Below are 18963 nucleotides of genomic sequence, written 5' to 3'. Positions count from 1 at the left end.
CACCGGTTGATCAGGCTCCCGCCTCCAGGGCTGGTATCAACTGCTCTTCCTCATAGGCCAGATGGGCCTCCAGGTCGACGATGATCCGCTCGACTTCGTGGAGTACGGCCGCGGGGTCGGCGTTCTCGGTCGTCGTCACCGCCTGGCGCAGGGCCTCCACGAGGGCGGCGATGTGCTCGTGTTCGTCTCGTAGGCGGGTGAGGGCCGGGGACAGTTCCGGGTGGCGGTCGGCCAGGAACGGGAACAGAGCGGTGTCCTCGCCGGTGTGGTGGTTGTGCAGGCCTTGGCAGAAGGTGAGGCAGTTGACGCGGAGTTGGGCGCCGAGCGTGGAGCGACCGTTGCCGGCGATCAACTCCTTCTTGATCAGGGCGAGTTCGCGGCGGAAGGCGTCATGGACGACCTTGATGGCCTCGACCATGGAACCGGCGTTGATGTTCGGCGGACCGGCCACGGGGACCTCCCGCAGGGCGACCACCGGGATCGTACGGTCCGTCTTCGCCTGATACTCGGCCCAGCCGGGTTCGGACTCGACCGCCCGTGCGAAGGCGGTGTCCCGCGCCTCGCCCTCCAGTACGACGGCGTCGGCCTCGTATGTGAACGCCCCGCTCTCGATGGTGACACGAGGGTTGGCGACGACGTTCCGGTACCAGTCGGGGTGCCGGGGCGAGCCACCGGCCGACGCGATGACCAGGATGGTGCCGTCGCCGTCGGGGAGGTAGCCGAGCGGGGTGGTGTGCGGGTTGCCCGTACGGGCGCCGGTGGTGGTCAGGAGGATCAGCCGAGCGCCCTCGAAATAACCGCCGACTTCGCCGTGGTTGGCGCGGAACTCTTCAATGATCTGCTGATTGAAGGGGTTGGGCATTCTCTGCTTTCTGCGGATGGCGACAACGGCGTATCGCGGGATTTCGGACAGGGGAAATCGCCGCAACGGCGTGAACGACGTGAATGGCGTGAACGGCGCCGAGGCGTGCGCACATTACGACGCGTTGAGCTGCGTTGCGGTGAGAAAGTCGAGGCGCGCGAAAGGAAGGCAACGATGGTTGGCGCGCGGCGCTTCAACAGGCGGACCCCTGGCCCGCCCCGGCCTCACTCGGAGGCCGGGTAACCAATCCGCTCACGGCCCAAGGCCGACCCGGCAGTCATGGGAGTAATGGTAAGGGGAGGAGCCGGGTGGGGCAACGCGATATTCGGACTTTGGACTTTGGACTTCGGGCTTCGGGCTTCGGGCTTCAGGGTTCGGGGAAGGCGGGGTTCGGAATCCAGAGTCGCGAATTCTAAATCGCCGCGCCACTGGAACGGTGACCGATCGCCGTCGCGGCCGATCGGGCGAAGCCCGCGATGTTGTGCGGGCAGCGCCAGTGGGACTCCGGGGCGGCGTCCGCCCACTCGTACTCGGAGCCGCCGGCCAGAAGGGACAGCAGCACCGGGAAGGACTCCAGAAGCTCGTCGAGGTCACCGTCACACGGGTGGGTTTCGTGGACGCACACCGAGTGTTCGAGAGCGGGGTCCGAGGCCACGGCCGACAGCGCCGCCCCGGCCCGGTCCGCCGCGGCGGGCTCCGCCCCGAACATCACGTGGCCGTACATCCACACCAACCCCAGTGTGAAGAAGGCCACCGCGTCCGCGTCCCGGGGCTCGGCGTCCCGGGCCCGCTGGAGCTCCTCCACACACGCCAGCAGGGCCTCGTCGCCGTCCCCCGGGAAGTACCCCTCCCGGATCGACTCCCAGTCGTCGATCAACCCTTGCGCGTCCATGCGGCGAGACCCCTTCTTCGTCGGTGGTCGTGTACGGATGGTGTCAGAAGCCGTCCACGCCCAGTTCTGTGATGCCTGCGTAGAGCCAGCTCCAGATCGTGCCGCTGGGGGTGTTCGGGTCGAACACGCCCGGGGCCAGTTCGTTCAGCTCGTCCAGGAACAGTTGGGCCACATCCTCCTGGTCCCCCTCCACCGGGTAGGGGTGCCAGCAGGCGTTGCTGTAGCGGTAAACGGCTTCGAGGGTGCGGGTGAAGGCGTCGAGGTCCGGGGCGAGCGGCACCAGCGTTTGGTTGGTGGCGCCGTCCAGTCGGCTCCAGATGTGTACGGAGCCGTTGTGGCGGTGGAGGTACAGGTCGCCGTAGTCGCAGGAGCCGAAGGCGATCAAGTCGGGAGCGGTGACATCGGTGGGCAGGCCGTTCTCGGAGAGGGCGCCGTCCACCGGTGGGCGCATGGCGTCGGGCTTGTGTGTCTCGTACTGGCCGCCGTGGCATGTCCACCACATGGGCAGGCCTGTGTCCCGCAGGTGCCGCCGGCTTCCCGGATGTTCGAGCCCTTCGGGCAGGTCGCTCTCGGGTATGCGGATCACATGCCGCTCCCCGAAGGCGTCGTCGACGCGGGCCGCGGTGAGAGGGCCGGTCGGGCGGCGGTGTGTCGGTTCGGGGCCGGGCGGGGGTTCTTCGGCGGACGTGGAGTCGATGCCTTCACCGCTCGGCCAGTCCCGCAGCACCTCGGCGTCCGTCTCCAGCACCGCTATGCCGTGCTGGTTCTCGACGAGATGGCGGATCCTGCCGCCCTCGGCGGCGAACGCGACGGCGCCCTCCCAGCTCTCCGGGGCCATCAGATCCCAGGTGTTCAGCTCGGGCGCGTCAAGGGCCTCCGGCGACAGGCGTGCCTCCGTCAGCGCCTGCTCGTCCCGGACCCGTACCCTCCGGCCCGTCTCCGCGTCGAGCCAGAGCGGGCCGCGCTGGTCGTCGACCACCTCGATGAGCTGCCGGCCCTCGTACAGACGGCGGTGGACCTGGAAGTAGTCGCCGTTCAGGCTCGGGTGGGCCGGGAACCAGTTGGCCGGCCGCCACCACGCCCACACCGTCCGCCACGGCATCCCCGGCTCGGCCGCCGCGATCCGCTCGGCGTACTCCTCGTGGCCCGTCGCCTTCGCCGCGAAGTGCAGCCACGAGGCGAACTCGGCGGGCGTCACCTCCCCGCCGCCGAAGATCGCCTCGGCCTGCAGGAAGACCTCCCGCCCCACGTCATCCCCGCCGTCCGTGGCGGCGATGTGCTCACGCACCACCGCGCGGTCGGCAGCCAACAGCCGTACGGGATCGGCCAGTACGCCGTCCAGATCCTCACTCATACGGTCATCCTGTCACCCCCCACTGACAGTCCCTTCGAGGCCCGACGGCAGTCCCCTTCAGGGCCCGGGCCCCGCGCGGGAACGGCCGGTCCGGCGAGCGGTGGTCGGCGAGCGGGGGGCGAGAGAGAGGTCCTTGCGGCAGGGGACGAGCGAGATCCTGGTGGCATGGCATACGCCCGGGCCCAAGCACTCGCGGAGGATCCGTGCTGATCAGAGTCGCCCGGCCGGACGAGGCGGGGCTGCTGAGCGAACTGGCCGTCCGCTCGAAGGCTCACTGGGGGTACGACGAGGACTTCCTCGCCGGCTGCCGCGGTGAGCTGACCCTCAGGCCCGGTGATGTCGAACGGCGGCGGACCGCGGTGGCGGAGCGGCAGGGCCGCGTGGTCGGCTTCGTGACCGTGGAGGGCGAACCGCCGGACGGCGAGCTGGGCATGCTGTTCGTCGACCCGCCCGCCATCGGCAGCGGCGTCGGCCGGCTGCTGTTCGAGCACGCGCTGTCCACCGCGCGCGACCTGGGCTTCAGACGGCTGACGCTCGAAGCCGACCCGAACGCCGAACCCTTCTATCGCGCGATGGGCGCCACCCGCATCGGTTCGGTGGCCTCCGGGGTCGTCGCGGGCAGGACACTCCCGCTGATGGCCGTCGAGGTGCGACCGAGGCCGGCGTCCACATAGGTCCACCGAGGAAGCACGGCTCAGCCCCGCAGGGGTTCCGGCAAGGGCTCCGGCAACCGTTCCGCCAGCCGCCCCAGCATCCCCGCGACCAGCGCCGTCTGGGCCGGCACCGTGTCGGGGTGGATGAACTCGCCCTGGGCGTGCGCGCCGTCGCCGATCGCGCCGAGGCCGCACAGGACGGGCAGGCCGAGGGCGGCGATGAAGTTGGCGTCGCTGGCACCGCCGACGGCGGCGTCGGGGAGATGGCCGCGGCCCTGTTCGCGGGCGACCTCGCGGGCGAGGTCGAGCAGGGGAGCGGAGGCGGCGTTGAGGGTCATCGGGGGTCGGTTCCAGTCGTGGTCGATGTCGATGCGCACCCGGGGGTCGCCGACCTCGATGGCGTCGAACTCGGCGTCCACCCGGTCCTGTTCGGCCTCGCTGCTGACCCGGATGTCGATGGTGGCGGTCGCCCGGCCCGCGACCACGTTGGTGGCGCTGCCACCCGCGATGAGCCCGGTGTTGACCGTCGTACCCCGCTCGGGCGCGGCGACGGCCGCGGCGGCGACCACGAACTCGGCCAGCGCGGTGATCGCACTCGCCCCGTCCTGCGGCGCGAGCCCGGCGTGCGCCTCGACGCCGGTGGCGGTGACCTGGAAGATCCCGGAGCCCTTGCGGGCGGTCTTGACCGCGCCATGGGCGCTCGGCTCCAGCACCAGCGTGGCGTCGACCTTCTGCGCGACCTCCTCGATCACCGGCCGTGAGGACAGGGAGCCGATCTCCTCGTCGCCGTTGAAGAGGAAGGTGACCGTGGGCACGGGTGCGCCGCTCTCCCGGGCCAGCTTCAGCGCCCAGACGCCCTGTACCAGGCCGGTCTTCATGTCGAAGATGCCCGGTCCGCTGAGCCTCTCCCGCCCGTCGTCAAAGGCCCCCGGCTGCTCCCATCCGGCCAGTGTGCCGGTCGGCCACACGGTGTCGTAGTGGCCGACGAGCGCGACATGCCCGGCGCCGGTGCCGGTGTAGGTCAGGGTGAGGGTGTCGCCGTACTCGCCGCCCGGGTGGCGTTGTTCGCGGTCGGGCCGGCCGAGCCGGAGGACGGTCAGCTCGCGCAGCAGATCCAGGCCCGCCGCGAGGCGGGGCAGGTCGTAGCTGCTGGTCTCGTGGCGGACGAGGGTCAGGATGTCGGCGACGATCTCCGACGAGACGCCCTGGGCACGGGCGGTGAGGTCGGCGGCGGGGGACGTGGGGGCGGGCGATGCGGTCATGATCACCTTTCTCGTACGACGCTGTGGGGCGTCAGTCGGCAGGAGGGCGGGGGCGTTTGTCGGAGCGAGGCGCGGGCGGCGTCTGTGGCCGACAGTCGGGATCAGCCGATGCCGAAAGGGATACCCAGCAGGTACCAGGCCACGAAGAACGCGACCCAGACGACCCACACGGCGGCGGCGATCGGGATCGTGAAGGAGGCCAGCGTGCCGATGCCGGCGGACTTGCGGTACTGCTGGACGAAGCCCAGGGCCATCACGAAGTACGGGCTCATCGGGGTGACGCAGTTGGTCACCGAGTCGGCGACGCGGTAGACGGCCTGCGTGGTCTCGGGCTCGATGCCGACGAGCATCAGCATCGGTACGAGGACGGGGGCGGCCAGCGCCCACAGCGCGGAGCCGCTGGTGATGAGCAGGTTCATGAAGGTGATCAGCACGGCGACGCCGACCAGTACGGTCCAGCCGTCCATGTCCAGGTCACGCAGCGTCTCGGCGCCCTTGACGGCGAGGATGTCGCCGATGTTGGTCCACTTGAAGTAGGCGAGGAACTGGGAGATCGCGAAGAACAGGACGAGGATCGGCGCCATCGACCGGGTGCCGTCGACCATCGCGGCGACGATGTCGCGCGCGGCGGAGAAGGTGCCGGTCAGCCGGCCGTGGACGGTGCCGAGCAGGGCGAAGAACACGCCCAGGACGAGCGCCATCCCGCCGATCAGCGGGGAGTCGACGATGCCGCCGCCCTCGCCGCGCAGCGGTGAGGACGAGGGGATCATCGCCATCACCAGGAACGCGACGAAGCCGAGGGCGACCAGCCCGGTCACGCGCAGCGCCCGGCGCTGCCGCCCGGTGACCTCGATCGCCTCCAGTTCGGCGGCGTTCGGCGCGGCGACCGGCTCGTCGGGCTCCAGGTCCGAGCGGCGGGCGAGGACCTTGTCGACGACGAGGGTGATCACCAGGGCCACGACGACGGACGAGCCGAGCCCGAAGAAGTAGTTGGCCACCGGGGTGACCACATGGTCGGCGTCGATGGTGCGGGCGGCGGCGGTGGAGATCGAGGACAGCAGTACGTCGGTGGTGGTGAGCGACGGTGAGGCGTCGTAACCGGCGGAGATCGAGACGTACGCGACGATGCAGCCGAGCACCGGGCTGCGGCCCGCCGCGCGGAAGACCAGCGCGCCGAGCGGGATGAGGGTGGCATAGGCGGCGTCACCGGCGACATGGCTGACCATGGCCGTCATCGACAGGGCGAAGGTGAGGAACCTGCCCGGCACCCGCGCGACCATGCGGCGCAGCAGGGCGGAGAACAGTCCGCTCCGCTCGGCGACGGCGATGCCGAACATCACGGTGAGGATGGTCGCCAGCGGCGGGAAGGCCGCGAAGTTCTCGACGGCCCCCTCGACGGCCATGGCCAGGCCGTCCTTGCTGAGCAGGTTCTCCACCCTGATCGTCTCGTGTGTGCCGGGGTGCGCGGCGCTGACGCCGACCGCCGCCAGCACCGCGCTCAGGACGGCGACGACCCCCGCGAGGATCCAGAACAGCCAGAAGGGGTTGGGGAGTTTGTTTCCGACCTTCTCGATGGCCGCGAAGCTCCTGAACGCGATGCGCAGGACGCCTGACTGCGGCTCGGTCGGCTGTGGCTGTGGCTGAGGTTGTGGGTCTGGCTGAGGCTGAGCGGAGGAGGTGGCACTCATCGGGACCTCATCGTGCGCTGGGGGGATGTTCCTGCGAACAATGGCATCATGATGAGAGATTCTCTAGTCAATTGACGTAACGGCGGGATTAATCGGCGGTCTAAGGTGGAGCATCATGACTCGCCCCCACCTCGACGAGCTCGACCGGCGCCTCATCGGCGCTCTGCATCTGGTGCCCCGGGCCACCTGGGACGACATCGGCGGGATCCTGGCCGCCGACGCCAGCACGCTCAAACGCCGTTGGGACCGGCTGCACGAGGCCCGTATGGTCCGGGTGATCGGGCAGGCCGACTGGGGCATGCACTCCACGGCGATGCCGGTCCATGTCTTCCTGGACATCACCGGCGAGACCCCGCTGGCCGTCCTCCACCGGCTCCGCGACCTGCCCCATCTGCAGCTCCTGGCGCAGATCTCGGGCGACTACCCGCTGTACGCCGTGGTCCACGCCCCCTCCGAGGCGGCCACCAGCGAGGCGATCGACCGGATGTTCTCCATCCCGGGCGTCCGGCGCGTCAACGCCCTGCCCGCCCTCAGCACCCTGCGCCGGGGCATCACCTGGGACCCCCAGTTCCTCACCGACACCGAACGCGCCGAGCTGCTGAAGCTCGCCGGCGCCCGTCCCGAGGGCACGGCGACCGCGGCACCCCCCGCCAAACCGCTCAGCGAGGCCGAGCGCACCGTCGTCGCCCAGCTGATCCAGGACGGCCGCGCGTCCGCCGCGAGCATCGGCCGCGCCGCGGGTCTCGCCACCTCCACCGCGCACCGCGTCGTCCGCCGGGTCCTCGACGAGGGATGGGTCAAACCGCGCCTGGAGATCGTGTCGGACTGGCTCGGCTTCCAGACCCCGTTCATCCTCCGCCTACGGGTCGCACCCGGCGAGACCCCCGAGGTCATGCGCCGCATGGACCGGCTCCCCCAGACCCGGCTCGCCGCCCACGTCGCCAGCGACATGTCCGTCCTCGCCACCGGCCTGGTCACCGACCGCGCCGCCCTGGCGCGCTTCATCGACAACGAGCTGGCCGAGATCCCCGGCATCCTCGCCGTCGGCGTCGACGTCATGCTCGCGGAGCCGCGCCGCTACTGGCTGGACCGCGACCTGACCTCGGGCCTCGGGGACTTCCACGCACCGGCGGTGCTGTAGGCCCCGGTATTCCCCAGCTGTCGAAAGCCGCCGTCAGCCGTCGAAGCCGCGACGGCCGCCTCGACGTGGCCGAGGCGCCGCTGCGTCCAGTCGCACAAACCGCCCGCTTCAGCGCAGGGTGAGCGGGGTCTCCGACTCCACGCGGGTCAGTTTCTCGGGGTTGCGGACGTAGTAGAGGCCGGTGATGCGGGCGTCCTCGAAACGGACCACCAGGACGCCGTCGATCTCGCCGTCGAGGCGGAGGACGAGTGCCGGGTTGCCGTTGACCACGGTGAGGTCACTGGTGAGCGCGACCGCCCACTTGTTGGCGCCGCCGATGATGAAGCGGGCCACCTTGTCGGCGCCGATGCTCGGCCGCCGCGAGGCCTGCTTGACGCCGCCGCCGTCGCTCACCAGGACGACCTCGGGGGCGAGCACGTCGAGGAAGCCCTGCAGGTCCCCGGTGGCGAGCGCCCGCTGGAACGAGTCCAGCGCCGCCCGGGTCTCGCCCGCGGAGACCACCTTGTGCGGGCGGCGGGCATCGACGTGCCGACGCGCGCGGTGCGCGATCTGGCGTACGGCCGCGGGGCTCTTGTCGACGGCGGCGGCGATCTCGTCGTAGCCGACGTCGAAGACCTCGCGCAGTACGAAGACGGCGCGCTCCGTCGGCGACAGCGTTTCGAGCACGAGCATCAGCGCCATCGACACACTCTCGGCGAGCTCGACGTCCTGAGCCACGTCCGGCGCGGTGAGCAGCGGCTCGGGCAGCCAGGGGCCGACGTACGCCTCCTTGCGGCGCGTCATGGCGCGCAGCCGGTTGAGCGACTGGCGGGTGGTGATCCGGACCAGGTAGGCGCGCTGGTCGCGCACCTGCTCCAGATCGACCTCGACCCACCGCAGCCAGGTCTCCTGCAGCACGTCCTCGGCGTCGGCCGCGGAGCCGAGCATCTCGTACGCGACGGTGAAGAGCAGGTTGCGATGGGCGACGAACGCCTCGGTCGCCGCGTTGGTGTCAGTGTCGTGGTCGCTCATGTTCGGCTCCGTCCCCCGTTTCATCTCCGGATCCTCCCGTTCGTACGTGACCTACGCCGCGCGCTCAGCAGTGGCCGCCGTCTCCGCAGTGGCCGCAGCCGTCGCAGGGGGCGCGGGGGGCGCAGTGGCCGCAGTGGCCGCAGGCGTCGCGACGGCCGACGCTCCGCCGTGCTTGGCCTGGAGCAGCTGCCGGCGCTTGGCGCCTCCCGAGACGCGGTGCAAGCGGTACGCACCGGGCTTGTGCGCCTCGTCGGACAGATGCTTGACGATGCCCTTGCACACGAACTCCTTGAGCCTCGCGCCAGGGCGACCGTCGATGTGGAACCACACCGCGACGTCGTACCTGTGGGCGAACTGGAAGATGCCGGCGCGTCGGCCCAGGCTGATGCACTGGCCGGCGAACGTCTGGTTGAGGGGCGAGGGCTGCTCACCCGCGATCCGGCTGAGCACGGTGTCGGCGGCCCGCGCGCCCAGAGGCATCGCGGCCTGGCAGCTCATCCGCAGCGGCAGGTCCGACGGCGCCGCCGAGTCCCCGGCCGCGACGATGCGCTCGTCGTCCACGCTGGTCAGGGTCTCGTCCGTGAGCAGACGGCCCAGGGCGTCGGTGCTCAGCCCACTGCGCGCGGCCAGATCCGGCACACCGAACCCGGCGGTCCAGATGGTCACCGCGCTGGGCAGCGTACGGCCGTCAGCGAGCCGTACGGCATCGCCGGTCACAGCCGTCACCCCCGTGCCGGGACCGTCGAGGACGGTCACACCGAGTTCGGCCAGCCGCCCGGCGACCGAGCGCCGCCCCCGCGGGTGCAGATACGGGCCGAGCGCCCCACCGCAGACCAGGGTCACGGCACGCCCCGCCTCCGCCAACTCGGCGGCGGTCTCGATACCGGTCGGCCCGGCTCCGACGACGGTCACCGCGGCCGAGGCGGGCGCGGCATCGACGACCGGCCGCAGCCGCTGGGCCTCCTCCAGGGTGGCGATCGGATACGCGAACTCGGCGGCGCCGGGCACACGCGGATCGGCGCTCCCGCTGCCCACGGCGTAGACCAGGTAGTCGTAGCCGACGGTGCCGCCGCCCGCCAACGCCACACTGCGCCCGGCCGCGTCGATCCGGGTCACGGAGTCGACCACCAGCCGGACACCCTCGCCCAGGACCTCGCGATAGTCGACGACAGCGGCATGGGACCCGCCCACCAGTTGGTGCAGCCGGATCCGCTCGACGAACGTCGACCGAGGGTTGATCAGCGTCACCGTCACGTCGTCACGCTGCGTCAGCCGATTGGCCGCCATGACCCCGGCGTATCCGCCGCCGATCACGAGTACTTCGGTGTTCCCGCTCATGGTGTCTCCTCCGGTTCCCAGCGGTTCCAAACGGTTCCAAGGGGTTCGACCTCAAGACACCGCGCGGCCGACCGCTGTGACACCCTGTGAGCCAGATCACTCCATGTCCTGTCTCAGTGAAGGTGAACCACGACAAGGCCCTGACCAGCAGTGGTTCATCTTGAGTGAGACCTGGTGCGGCCCGGCGTCTCAGTCAATCTGAGGTCTGTGAGTCCCTGCTACCTCGCGCTCGGTAGCTAACTCGTCGAGCAGCTCGGACAGAACCTTGATCGCATGCTGCTCGTACACCTGCGCAAGGTAGTTCCAGATGCCGTCCCAGCCGTTCGGGAAGGCGATGTGGAGGATCTGGCCGGGCCGGGCGTGATTGCAGTCGCGGCCGCTGCGGGCGACGAGCCATTCGTGCAAGCCGGGGTGCCGGTAAGAACGCTGTCACCAGCCGCAAACGGTGGTGATCTTGCGATGGTGTCACCCGTGTGGGTGAGTCCGGGGTCGTACAGCTGCGCGGGGTGAGGCCCCGAGAGGACGATCGACGACTGTGGCCCGTACCCCTTTGGACCTGGACGACCTGGTCGAGCACTGGACGCTGTTGAAGGACGAGCAGGGACTCGTGTCCGGCAAGCGCGGTGCGACGCGCCTGGGCTTCGCCGTGTTGCTGAAGTTCTACACGCAGCACGGGCGGTTTCCCCGGGGCCGGTTCGAGCTGCCGGGCGAGGCAGTGGAGTTCGTCGCCCGGCAGGTACAGGTACCCGCCGCCGAGCTGGACGCGTACGAGTGGAGCGGCCGGACGGTCGAGTACCACCGCGCGCAGATCCGCGGGCACCTGGGCTTTCGGGAGTGCAGCGTCGCGGACGCAGACAAGCTGACCGGCTGGCTCGCCGAGCACGCCGCGTGCAAGGAGCGGCGGCCGGAGCAGGTACGGGTGGAACTGCTGGCCCGCTGCCGGACGGAGAGCATCGAGCCGCCGACTCCGGGGCGGTGCGACCGGATCGTGAGCGCCGCGCTGCGGGTGGCCGAGGAGACGCTGACCGCGAGGATCTCCGGGCGGCTCACGGTCGAGAGCACGGAGCGGATCGTCGCCCTGGTCGTCGGCGCCGACCAGGAGGACGATGCCGCACCAGGTGAGGGCGAGGACGGCCCGCCGGTCCTGGGGAAGATCAAGGAGGCTCCGGGCAATGTGAGCCTGGAGACGATGCTCACCGAGATCGACAAGCTGCTCGCGGTCCGGGCCGTCGGGCTGCCGGCGGACCTGTTCGCCGACGTCGCGCCGAAGGTGGTGGCCTGGTGACGGGCGCGGGCCGCGGTGGAATCCCCCTCCCACCTGCGGACGCACCCGCTGCCGTTGCGGGTGACGCTGCTGGCCGCGCTGCTGCACGAGCGGGAGCGGGAGATCACGGACACGCTGGTCGAGCTGCTGATATCCACGGTGCACAGGATCGGGGCACGGGCGGAGAAGAAGGTCACCGAGCAGCTGGTCAACGCGTTCAAGAAGGTGTCGGGCAAGGAGAACATCCTCTTCAAGCTCGCCGAGGCGTCGATCGGCGAGCCGGAGGGCACGGTCCGCGAGGTCGTCTACCCGGCGGTCTCCGGTGGGGAGCAGACGCTGCGGGAGCTGGTGCACGAGTTCAAGACCCGTGGCCCGGTCTACCGGCGCACGGTGCAGACCACGCTGAAGGCGTCGTACACCAACCACTACCGGCGCGGGCTGATCCGGCTGCTGGACGTGCTGGAGTTCCGCTCGTCCAACCACACGCACCGGCCGGTGATCGAGGCGCTGGCGCTGGTGGCCCGGTACGCGGCGGCGGGCAACACCACGTACTACCCGCTGGGCGAGACGGTGCCGGTGCACAAGGCGATGGGCGGGGACTGGGCGGAGGTCGTCCACCGCGCCGACAAGCGTGGCCGGCGCCGGGTGGTGCGGATGGTCTACGAGGTCGTTGCCTTCCAGGCCCTGCGCGACCAGCTCAAGTGCAAGGAGATCTGGGTGGTCGGCGCCGACAAGTGGCGCAACCCCGATGAGGATCTGCCCCAGGACTTCGCCGAGCGGCGCGAGGAGAACTACCGCGAGCTGCGCAAGCCGCTGGACGCGGCCGACTTCGTCGACGAGCTGCGCGAGCAGATGACCACCGAACTGGGCCTGCTGAACGACCGGATGCCCAAGCTGTCCTGGCTGGACATCGCCGAGCGGAAGTCCGGGGCGATCCGGCTGACCCCGGCCGAGGCCCAGCCCGAGCCGAAGAACCTGCGCCGGGTCAAGGGCGAGGTACAGCGCCGGTGGGGCATTGTGCCGCTCATCGACATGCTCAAAGAAGCCGTCCTGCGCACCGGCTGCCTGGACGCGGTCACCTCCGTCTCCGGCGGCGGCTCCCTCTCGGCGGAGGTCCTCGCCGAGCGCCTGCTCCTGGTCATCTACGCCTACGGCACGAACACCGGGATCAAGGCCGTCGCATCCGGCGGACACGGCCACACCGAGGACGAACTGCGCTACGTGCGCCGCCGGTACCTGACCCCGGAGACGGCCCGGCAGATCGCCATCGAGATCGCGAACGCCACCTTCGCCGACCGCAGCACCGACTTGTGGGGCCAGGGCTCGACCGCGGTCGCCTCCGACTCCACCCACGTGCGGGCCTACGACCAGAACCTGTTCACCGAGTGGCACTCCCGCTACGGCGGCCGCGGGGTGCTCATCTACTGGCACGTGGAGAAGAAGTCCCTGGCCATCCACTCCCAGCTGATCAACTGCACCGCCTCCGAGGTCGCCGCGATGGTCGAGGGCGCGATGCGGCATGGCACCACCATGGACGTCGAGGCCAACTACACAGACAGTCATGGCCAGTCGGAAATCGGGTTCGGCATCACGAGGCTGCTGAACTTCGACCTGCTGCCGCGTATCAAGCGGATCAACAAGGTGAAGCTGTACCGGCCGGTGGCCGGCGAACCGGACGCCTACCCGCAGCCCACCCCGGCGCTGACCCGGCCGATCCGCTGGGAACTCATCGCCCAGCAGTACGACCAGATGATCAAGTACGCCACCGCGATCCGGACCCGCACCGCGTCCACCGAGGCTATCCTGCGCCGCTTCACCCGCAACGCCTCCCACCCCACCTACGCGGCGATGCTGGAGGTCGGCGGCGCCCAGAAGACCATCTTCGTGGCCCGCTATCTGCGGCTGAGGGACCTTCAGCGGGAGATCGAGGAGGGCCTGAACGTGATGGAGTCCTCCAACGGCGCGAACTCCGTGATCGCCTACGGCAAGGGCGGGGAGATCGCCTCGAACCGGCGCGACGAGCAGGAGATGTTCGTCCTGTGCCTGCGCATCCTGCAATCGGCCCTGGTCTTCGTGAACACCCTGATGCTCCAGGACATCCTCGGCGAACCGGAGTGGGCCGACCTCCTCACGCCCGCGGACCGGCGTGGCCTGACCCCGTTGTTCTGGTCCCACGTCCGGCCCTACGGCGAGGTGAACCTCGACATGGGCGCCCGCCTCAACCTCGCCGCGGCCTCCGTGCCGGGCCCTCGGGTCCCGGCCGACCAGGCGGTGCGATCCACCGTGGAGAACGAATGAACCTGCGTCTGTACGGCATTGCGAGCGGACCGCGCCGGCGTCTCGCGTGGAGGGACCCCGACATGTGGGTGCCCCGGGCGCGCGCCTGGGCCACGGTGCTGGCCTCTCCCGCGTGGTGGCGTCTGCCGGAGGATGACCGTGACGCCCACCGCTCCGGCGTCGAACTCGCCTTCTGGACCAACCGCCAGGTCCGCCGCAGCGGCCTGTGCCTGTCGTGCTGGATGCACGAGAGCGAGCCCGACATCCTCGTCTGCGACGGCGGCCGGTGCCGCAACTTCACCCAGCTCCTCCAGCTCCTCGCATGACGGCTTCGGCGGCCGTACAGTCGAAGCGGCGCCCAAAGCCACCTCTTATGGCTTCGGGCGCCGCTGCTCGTGGTGCGGTGTCAGGCCCGGGTGGGTGCGATGTAGCGCCGGACGGCGACCGTGAGGGCGAAAGCCAGGGCGAGACCGGCCAGGTGGGAGCCCCCGGTTCGCAAAGGGTGCCCGCAACTACTGAAGCTGGCTGCGGGCACCCTTTCGACTCTGCCATCACTACGCCGCGCGCGGCGCCTCAGACGCAACGAGGTGGAGTACGCCCAGACAAGCCATCAGGACGCACTCCATGGTGTGCGCGTTTGCTATGCGTTCGGGTAGATCGGGTTGCACTGCTTGTCCACGAAGATGCCGCCCTCATACAGTTCGGCGCAGGCGCTGCCAATGTTCTCTCCGAAGCTCTGGTTCACAGCGACCTGGTGCCAGCCGCTGTACTGCTGGCCGATCCAGTGCCGGTTCTCCTCGTAGATCCTCCGGCCGGACTGAGTCACAAGGTAAACCTTCAGGCTCGGGTTGATGGTAGGCATGACGCCCTGGAAGTCGCCTCTGAACCATTCGATGCTGCGTACGCTCGTGGCCTTGTAGCTGGCTGAGGCCCAGCGGGTAGGGACGGCTTGAGCGGGCGAGGGGGCGGTGAGCGAGACGGCAGCGGCAATGGCGCATGTCGCGGTGGCCGCGGCAAGAGTCCGGAAGGGACGCACCTGTTACTCCTGTCGAACGGTGAGGGGTGAGTCGAAAGCCGACTCCCAGTCACATTGTCGCCGCACCAAACGCCAGATATGCCACTGAAAGCGTAAATGCCATGAAATGCCCTGAGTGCGGTCGGGAATCAGTTGCGGATACACCGGAACCCTCCGTGCGGATTATCGGACTTCTAGCGCTGGCGGCCTGTCAGGGAGTTGCCGCAGTAAATGCCGGATTTACTGCGGCAGTGCCGATACGGTCCCCTCGGCACCCTCCGATGGCCTCGCGTGTTCGACCGAGCATGGTCACGAGAGCCGGGGGTGAGGTGTACGCATTTACTGCGACAGAGCTGGAAGGAGTGCGCAGGTGGCAATCGAACGGGTGGCCGTGCCGGAGAACAGGGGCGCGCTGCGTGTCCCGCGCGCCCGGGTCGTGCCACTGTCCGCCCCACCGCCGTCGTACGCCGCAGCGATCGAGCGGTACCTCACCGGCGCGGGCATCGCGAAGTCCTCCGCACGGATCTACCGGATCTCGCTCACCACCTGGGGGTGGATGCTGCGCGGCGAACCGGCGCCGACCGGACCGGCCCGCCGCGGCGCCAAGCCCGACCCCTTCGACCTCGCGGCCATCGACGACCCGGGCCTGCCGCCGGTGCTCGCCGAGCTCGCCGCCGCGCGGGCGGACGAGATGGACGCCGACACCGTCAACCGCGAGCTGTCCATCGCACGCAAGGCGATCGGCTGGTGGCAGCGCCAGGGCTGGATCGTCGCCGACCCGACGATCGGGATCGAGCGCCGCCCGGCACCGCCGGACCGTACGAAGGCGCTCTCCAAGCCCCAGATCACCGCCCTGTGGGCGCTGGAGGCATCCGTGCGGGAGAAGACGTTCTGGAAGCTCCTCTACGAGAGCGCCGCGCGGGCCGAGGAGATCCTGTGCCTGAACATCGAGGAACTGTTCCCCGCTGACAAGCGCGGCCGGGTCACCTCCAAGGGCGGCGCCGTGGAGTGGATTCACTGGCAGTCCGGCACCGCCCAGCTCCTGCCCCGGCTCATCGCCGGCCGCACCCACGGCCCGCTCTTCCTCACCGACCGCAAGGCCCCCGCCCGCACCCCGACCCTGGACACCTGTCCCGTGACCGGCCGCGCCCGGCTGTCCTACCGGCGGGCGGAAGAGATCTTCGAGGAGAGCACCCGGCTGCCGGCCAACCCGCTCGCCAGCCCCGACGACGTCGGCGACCTGGAGGGCTGGACACTCCACCGGCTCCGGCATTCTGCCCTGACGCACGACGCGGAAGACGGCACGTCCACGCCGATGCTGCTGGCCCGCTCCCGCCACGCCTCCGTGCGGTCGCTGGAGCGGTACGCCCGCCCCGGCGTCGACGCCGTCGCCCAGCACGTCGCCGAGCACGACCCCGCCGCCCGCCGCCGCAGGTGAACCCAGAGGACCCCATGTCCATCCGCCCCGAGAACCGTGACCGCTACCCCGCCGACTGGAAAGCGATCAGCCTCCGCATCCGCACGGTCCGCGCCGCCGGACGCTGCGAATGCCACGGCGAATGCGGACGCGGCACCCACACCGGCCGCTGCCCCAACCTCAACGGACAGGCCGCCTACGGCACCGGCAGCATCGTCCTCCTCACCACCGCCCACCTCGATCACACCCCCGAGAACGTCAACCCTATTGGTAACCCCGGCTATCAGAACGTGCGGAATACCCGCAGGACATCGCCGTGCGTGAACTGGCTTCGGATGTCACGAGGACGAGGCCCGGTGCCAGGGTGCGTCCGGACGGGTGGGGCGTGCGTCGGCGGACAGACGGAGTGCGTACACCGGCTTGTCGCCGGGGACGGGGCCGAGGTAGTCGTGTCCGGTCATGTGGCACCACGCTGGCAGGTCGAGAGGTGCGGCCGGGTCGGTGGCGATGACGTGGACGACGGTGCCCGGCTCCGCTTCCGCAATGTGCGTGCGCAGGCGGAGAAGGAGGGTGACGCACAGCAGGCCGGTGCCGTCGACGGTGATGTCCGCGGCCGGTATCGGGTGGTGGGTCATCGTGGCAGGGTCTGGGTGACGCGCCACAGGCGGCGGGGCAGGTCGCCTTCCTCGAAGGCGTGGACTTCCTCCAGGCTCCAGTTGTCGGCGAGGGAGTCGACGAGGTGACGGGGGAAGAAGTGCACGGCGAAGCCGCCGTGCTCGTAGATGTCGTCGCCGTGGGCGGTGCCAGCGCCGTAGTGGGCGTCGCCGGTGTGACGGACGGTGTAGACAAAGGCTCCGCCGGGTCGCAGGACGCGACGGACCTCGTCGACCAGGTTGTGGATCTCCTCTGTGGACAGGGCCATGCACAGCAGCATGTGCGCGAAGACCGCGTCCACGGATGCGTCCGGCAGCGGCAGGGGCTCGCGCACGTCGTGCACGGCACAGGTCACACGCTCGTCGACGCCTTGGGCGCGAGCAGCTGCCTGGAGCTGCTGCAGGCCGGTGGCGCTGAAGTCCGTGGCCTGGACGGTGAAGCCTTCGCGGGCAAAGAAAAGGGCGTCGCGGCCGTGGCCGGCTCCCAGCTCCAGCACGTCCGTCGCCCCGGCCTTGCGGAAGACCTCAGCGGCGTGGGCGGCAGGGGCGGAGGGCTCTTCGCCGTACATGCCTGGGTGGGCGGTGTAGGTGTTCTGCCATTGCTGGCGCTGCGCGTTGGCCAGCTCCTGCCCGTTGTCGCTCACGTCTCCTCGCTCCTTCTGCTCCGGTCGGCGCCGGATTCGCCGGACAGCCTAGAGGGCAGCGGTGAGGGCCTGTCGCACCTGGTCGGCGGCGGGCGCACCAGCGAGGCCGTCTGGATTCCGGTACACCCGGCAGGTCAGTCCCGGCACTCGGCCGGGTTCAGCGAACGCATCGCGGCCGTCGATGAGGATGGTTGGCGAGCCGGTGAAGGCGGCCGATTCGGCCTCGGCCTGGTCGGCGATCACGCGGGTCGTGAACGCGACGTCGTGCAGACCCATGTCGTCGAGCACAGTGCGCAGGAGGTGGGCTGCGGGCTGGGCGTTGGGACAGTTGGGCACGACCAGCAGTTCGATGTTCATCGTTTCAGGATCTCGTGTTGTAGGCGTGGAGCAGAGAGCTCAGCTGCAGCAGTCGCAGCCGGGTCGGCAGCCGCAGCTGTCGGTCTCGGCACCGGGCTGCGGCATTGCCGTGGCGGGGGCCGCGCAACAGCCCTTGCCCTGCCAAGCGTCGCGTCCTTCCTTCAGCGCGATCGCGGCGATGACCAGGGCGGCGATCGGATCGGCCCACGTCCAGCCGAACAACAGGTTGGCGAGCAGGCCAACCAGGAGCACGACGGACAGGTACGTGCACAGCAGGGTCTGCTTGGAGTCGGCCACGGCGGAGGCGGAGCCGAGTTCGCGGCCGGCCCTGCGCTGTGCGGCGGACAGGAACGGCATGATCGCCAGCGAGAGGGCGGCGAGCGCGATGCCGGGGACGGAATGGTCGGCTTCGCCGGTGCCGGTCAGTGCCCGTACGGAGTCGATAGTGACGTAGAGCGCGAGGGCGAAGAAGGAGAGGGCGATGATCCGCAGCGTGCGCTTCTCCCGGGCTTCCCGGGTGATGTGGTCGCGGGCGGAGAACTGCCAGGCGACAGCAGCGGCGGAGGAGACCTCGATGACGGAATCGAGCCCGAAGCCGATCAGCGCGGTCGAGGAGGCGATGGTGCCGGCCGTGATGGCGACGATGGCCTCGATGATGTTGTAGGTGATGGTCGCGGTGACCAGCAGGCGTATGCGCCGGGTCAGGGCGTCGCGGCGGGCCGGGCTCGGACCGAGGGATATCGCGGTCATTCAGCAGCACCCCTTCTCGTCCGCGTCCGGGCAGGTGCGGTCCGCCTCAACGGCGACCACGGCGGCGCGCAGGTCGTCCAGCGCGTGTCCGAGGCGCTCGTCGGCGAGCTCGTAGCGGGTGCGGCGGCCGTCGGGCACGGTGACGACCAGGCCGCAGTCGCGCAGGCACGCCAGATGGTTGGACAGCCGGGTGCGGGAGATCTGCAGAGCCTCGGCGAGGTCGGCCGGGTAGGCCGGGGCCTCGCGCAGGGCGAGCAGGATCCGGCAGCGGATGGGGTCGGCGAGCGCGCGACCGAACCGCGCCAGGACTTCGATATCGGCAGCGAGAGTCAGCACCCTTCGACAGTACAGGTAATCCTGAATTCAGAGAACCATGGATCGTTTG

20 protein-coding genes are annotated in these 18963 nt (G+C 70.0%); 6 read left to right on the top strand and 14 right to left on the bottom strand.

All coding sequences use genetic code 11. From position 1 onward, the window contains the following. Nucleotides 1–10 precede the first annotated feature (10 nt). The 3 genes from STRIP9103_RS19880 to STRIP9103_RS19870 all read right to left on the bottom strand — a co-directional run bounded on the left by STRIP9103_RS19880 (nt 11) and on the right by STRIP9103_RS19870 (nt 3108). Nucleotides 11–862, bottom strand: a complete 852-nt coding sequence (locus tag STRIP9103_RS19880; RefSeq protein WP_009315426.1) for a nitroreductase/quinone reductase family protein — start codon at nt 860–862, stop codon at nt 11–13. Nucleotides 863–1274: 412 nt separating this feature from the next. Continuing rightward, a complete protein-coding gene (locus STRIP9103_RS19875; protein WP_009315352.1) occupies nt 1275–1754 on the bottom strand; it encodes a hypothetical protein in 480 nt (159 codons plus the stop codon). A 43-nt stretch (nt 1755–1797) separates the two neighbouring features. Continuing rightward, nucleotides 1798–3108 carry an SUKH-4 family immunity protein gene (locus tag STRIP9103_RS19870; RefSeq protein ID WP_009315408.1) on the bottom strand — a complete coding sequence of 437 codons (1311 nt, stop codon included), beginning with the start codon at nt 3106–3108 and terminating at the stop codon, nt 1798–1800. 203 nt (nt 3109–3311) lie between these two features. On the opposite strand from STRIP9103_RS19870, the gene STRIP9103_RS19865 reads away from it, so the two are divergent. Next, on the top strand, nt 3312–3782 hold the full coding sequence (locus STRIP9103_RS19865; protein ID WP_009315403.1) for a GNAT family N-acetyltransferase: 471 nt from the start codon (nt 3312–3314) through the stop codon (nt 3780–3782). A gap of 20 nt (nt 3783–3802) precedes the next feature. On the opposite strand, the gene STRIP9103_RS19860 is transcribed toward STRIP9103_RS19865, so the two are convergent. Beyond that, nucleotides 3803–5023 carry a M20 family metallopeptidase gene (locus STRIP9103_RS19860; protein ID WP_009315367.1) on the bottom strand — a complete coding sequence of 407 codons (1221 nt, stop codon included), beginning with the start codon at nt 5021–5023 and terminating at the stop codon, nt 3803–3805. A gap of 101 nt (nt 5024–5124) precedes the next feature. Then, nucleotides 5125–6711, bottom strand: coding sequence for an AbgT family transporter (locus STRIP9103_RS19855; RefSeq protein WP_009315400.1), 1587 nt, complete (start codon nt 6709–6711; stop codon nt 5125–5127). Nucleotides 6712–6826: 115 nt separating this feature from the next. Here STRIP9103_RS19855 and STRIP9103_RS19850 point away from each other — a divergent pair, with 115 nt between their 5' ends. Next, nucleotides 6827–7852 carry an Lrp/AsnC family transcriptional regulator gene (locus STRIP9103_RS19850; RefSeq protein ID WP_009315382.1) on the top strand — a complete coding sequence of 342 codons (1026 nt, stop codon included), beginning with the start codon at nt 6827–6829 and terminating at the stop codon, nt 7850–7852. Between the two features lie 108 nt (nt 7853–7960). Here the strand turns inward: STRIP9103_RS19850 and STRIP9103_RS19845 are convergent, their stop codons facing one another. From STRIP9103_RS19845 to STRIP9103_RS19835, 3 genes are all read right to left on the bottom strand, one after another. Continuing rightward, nucleotides 7961–8863 carry an RNA polymerase sigma-70 factor gene (locus STRIP9103_RS19845; protein ID WP_009315361.1) on the bottom strand — a complete coding sequence of 301 codons (903 nt, stop codon included), beginning with the start codon at nt 8861–8863 and terminating at the stop codon, nt 7961–7963. Between the two features lie 51 nt (nt 8864–8914). Beyond that, complete coding sequence (locus tag STRIP9103_RS19840) at nt 8915–10201, bottom strand: NAD(P)/FAD-dependent oxidoreductase (RefSeq protein WP_009315424.1); 1287 nt, start codon at nt 10199–10201, stop codon at nt 8915–8917. A 189-nt stretch (nt 10202–10390) separates the two neighbouring features. Further along, complete coding sequence (locus STRIP9103_RS19835; RefSeq protein ID WP_052315580.1) at nt 10391–10606, bottom strand: hypothetical protein; 216 nt, start codon at nt 10604–10606, stop codon at nt 10391–10393. A gap of 130 nt (nt 10607–10736) precedes the next feature. Here STRIP9103_RS19835 and STRIP9103_RS50695 point away from each other — a divergent pair, with 130 nt between their 5' ends. Genes STRIP9103_RS50695 through STRIP9103_RS19820 form a run of 3 tightly spaced genes read left to right on the top strand, consistent with a single transcriptional unit; the run spans nt 10737 to nt 14068 of the window. Continuing rightward, the gene (locus tag STRIP9103_RS50695) at nt 10737–11486 is read left to right on the top strand and encodes a DUF4158 domain-containing protein (protein ID WP_009315392.1); all 750 of its coding nucleotides are present in this window, start codon (nt 10737–10739) and stop codon (nt 11484–11486) included. A gap of 15 nt (nt 11487–11501) precedes the next feature. Next, on the top strand, nt 11502–13763 hold the full coding sequence (locus STRIP9103_RS19825) for a Tn3 family transposase (RefSeq protein ID WP_009315355.1): 2262 nt from the start codon (nt 11502–11504) through the stop codon (nt 13761–13763). Next, nucleotides 13760–14068 (top strand): hypothetical protein, encoded by a 309-nt coding sequence (locus STRIP9103_RS19820; RefSeq protein ID WP_048820607.1) that lies wholly within the window; start codon nt 13760–13762, stop codon nt 14066–14068. Before STRIP9103_RS19825 ends, STRIP9103_RS19820 begins: the two co-directional genes overlap by 4 nt. A gap of 314 nt (nt 14069–14382) precedes the next feature. Here STRIP9103_RS19820 and STRIP9103_RS19815 read toward each other — a convergent pair whose 3' ends face one another. Next, on the bottom strand, nt 14383–14778 hold the full coding sequence (locus STRIP9103_RS19815) for a hypothetical protein (RefSeq protein WP_048820606.1): 396 nt from the start codon (nt 14776–14778) through the stop codon (nt 14383–14385). Nucleotides 14779–15127: 349 nt separating this feature from the next. On the opposite strand from STRIP9103_RS19815, the gene STRIP9103_RS51625 reads away from it, so the two are divergent. Continuing rightward, a complete protein-coding gene (locus STRIP9103_RS51625; RefSeq protein WP_009315412.1) occupies nt 15128–16195 on the top strand; it encodes a tyrosine-type recombinase/integrase in 1068 nt (355 codons plus the stop codon). A 317-nt stretch (nt 16196–16512) separates the two neighbouring features. Here STRIP9103_RS51625 and STRIP9103_RS19805 read toward each other — a convergent pair whose 3' ends face one another. The 5 genes from STRIP9103_RS19805 to STRIP9103_RS19785 are packed head-to-tail and all read right to left on the bottom strand — an operon-like array spanning nt 16513 to nt 18914. After that, on the bottom strand, nt 16513–16809 hold the full coding sequence (locus STRIP9103_RS19805) for a sulfurtransferase TusA family protein (protein WP_009315402.1): 297 nt from the start codon (nt 16807–16809) through the stop codon (nt 16513–16515). Then, the gene (locus tag STRIP9103_RS19800) at nt 16806–17471 is read right to left on the bottom strand and encodes a class I SAM-dependent methyltransferase (protein WP_009315356.1); all 666 of its coding nucleotides are present in this window, start codon (nt 17469–17471) and stop codon (nt 16806–16808) included. The genes STRIP9103_RS19805 and STRIP9103_RS19800 overlap by 4 nt, the downstream gene beginning before the upstream one ends. A 48-nt stretch (nt 17472–17519) precedes the next feature. Further along, a complete protein-coding gene (locus STRIP9103_RS19795) occupies nt 17520–17828 on the bottom strand; it encodes a hypothetical protein (RefSeq protein ID WP_009315413.1) in 309 nt (102 codons plus the stop codon). Nucleotides 17829–17867: 39 nt separating this feature from the next. Then, nucleotides 17868–18578 (bottom strand): cation transporter, encoded by a 711-nt coding sequence (locus STRIP9103_RS19790; RefSeq protein ID WP_009315405.1) that lies wholly within the window; start codon nt 18576–18578, stop codon nt 17868–17870. Further along, complete coding sequence (locus STRIP9103_RS19785) at nt 18579–18914, bottom strand: ArsR/SmtB family transcription factor (protein ID WP_009315364.1); 336 nt, start codon at nt 18912–18914, stop codon at nt 18579–18581. It abuts the gene before it with no gap. Nucleotides 18915–18963: the final 49 nt, after the last annotated feature.

This window comes from Streptomyces ipomoeae 91-03 (assembly GCF_000317595.1).
In the GTDB taxonomy this organism is placed as follows: Bacteria; Actinomycetota; Actinomycetes; order Streptomycetales; family Streptomycetaceae; genus Streptomyces; species Streptomyces ipomoeae.
Note: the sequence above shows the minus strand (reverse complement) of the source record. Positions and strands in the feature narration are given on the sequence as shown.

Coding starts and splice junctions, on each gene's coding strand:
- STRIP9103_RS19880 (WP_009315426.1), bottom strand. CDS start 862: ATGCCCAACCCCTTCAATCAGCAGATCATTGAAGAGTTCCGCGCCAAC.
- STRIP9103_RS19875 (WP_009315352.1), bottom strand. CDS start 1,754: ATGGACGCGCAAGGGTTGATCGACGACTGGGAGTCGATCCGGGAGGGG.
- STRIP9103_RS19870 (WP_009315408.1), bottom strand. CDS start 3,108: ATGAGTGAGGATCTGGACGGCGTACTGGCCGATCCCGTACGGCTGTTG.
- STRIP9103_RS19860 (WP_009315367.1), bottom strand. CDS start 5,023: ATGACCGCATCGCCCGCCCCCACGTCCCCCGCCGCCGACCTCACCGCC.
- STRIP9103_RS19855 (WP_009315400.1), bottom strand. CDS start 6,711: ATGAGTGCCACCTCCTCCGCTCAGCCTCAGCCAGACCCACAACCTCAG.
- STRIP9103_RS19850 (WP_009315382.1), top strand. CDS start 6,827: ATGACTCGCCCCCACCTCGACGAGCTCGACCGGCGCCTCATCGGCGCT.
- STRIP9103_RS19845 (WP_009315361.1), bottom strand. CDS start 8,863: ATGAGCGACCACGACACTGACACCAACGCGGCGACCGAGGCGTTCGTC.
- STRIP9103_RS19840 (WP_009315424.1), bottom strand. CDS start 10,201: ATGAGCGGGAACACCGAAGTACTCGTGATCGGCGGCGGATACGCCGGG.
- STRIP9103_RS19820 (WP_048820607.1), top strand. CDS start 13,760: ATGAACCTGCGTCTGTACGGCATTGCGAGCGGACCGCGCCGGCGTCTC.
- STRIP9103_RS19805 (WP_009315402.1), bottom strand. CDS start 16,809: ATGACCCACCACCCGATACCGGCCGCGGACATCACCGTCGACGGCACC.
- STRIP9103_RS19795 (WP_009315413.1), bottom strand. CDS start 17,828: ATGAACATCGAACTGCTGGTCGTGCCCAACTGTCCCAACGCCCAGCCC.
- STRIP9103_RS19790 (WP_009315405.1), bottom strand. CDS start 18,578: ATGACCGCGATATCCCTCGGTCCGAGCCCGGCCCGCCGCGACGCCCTG.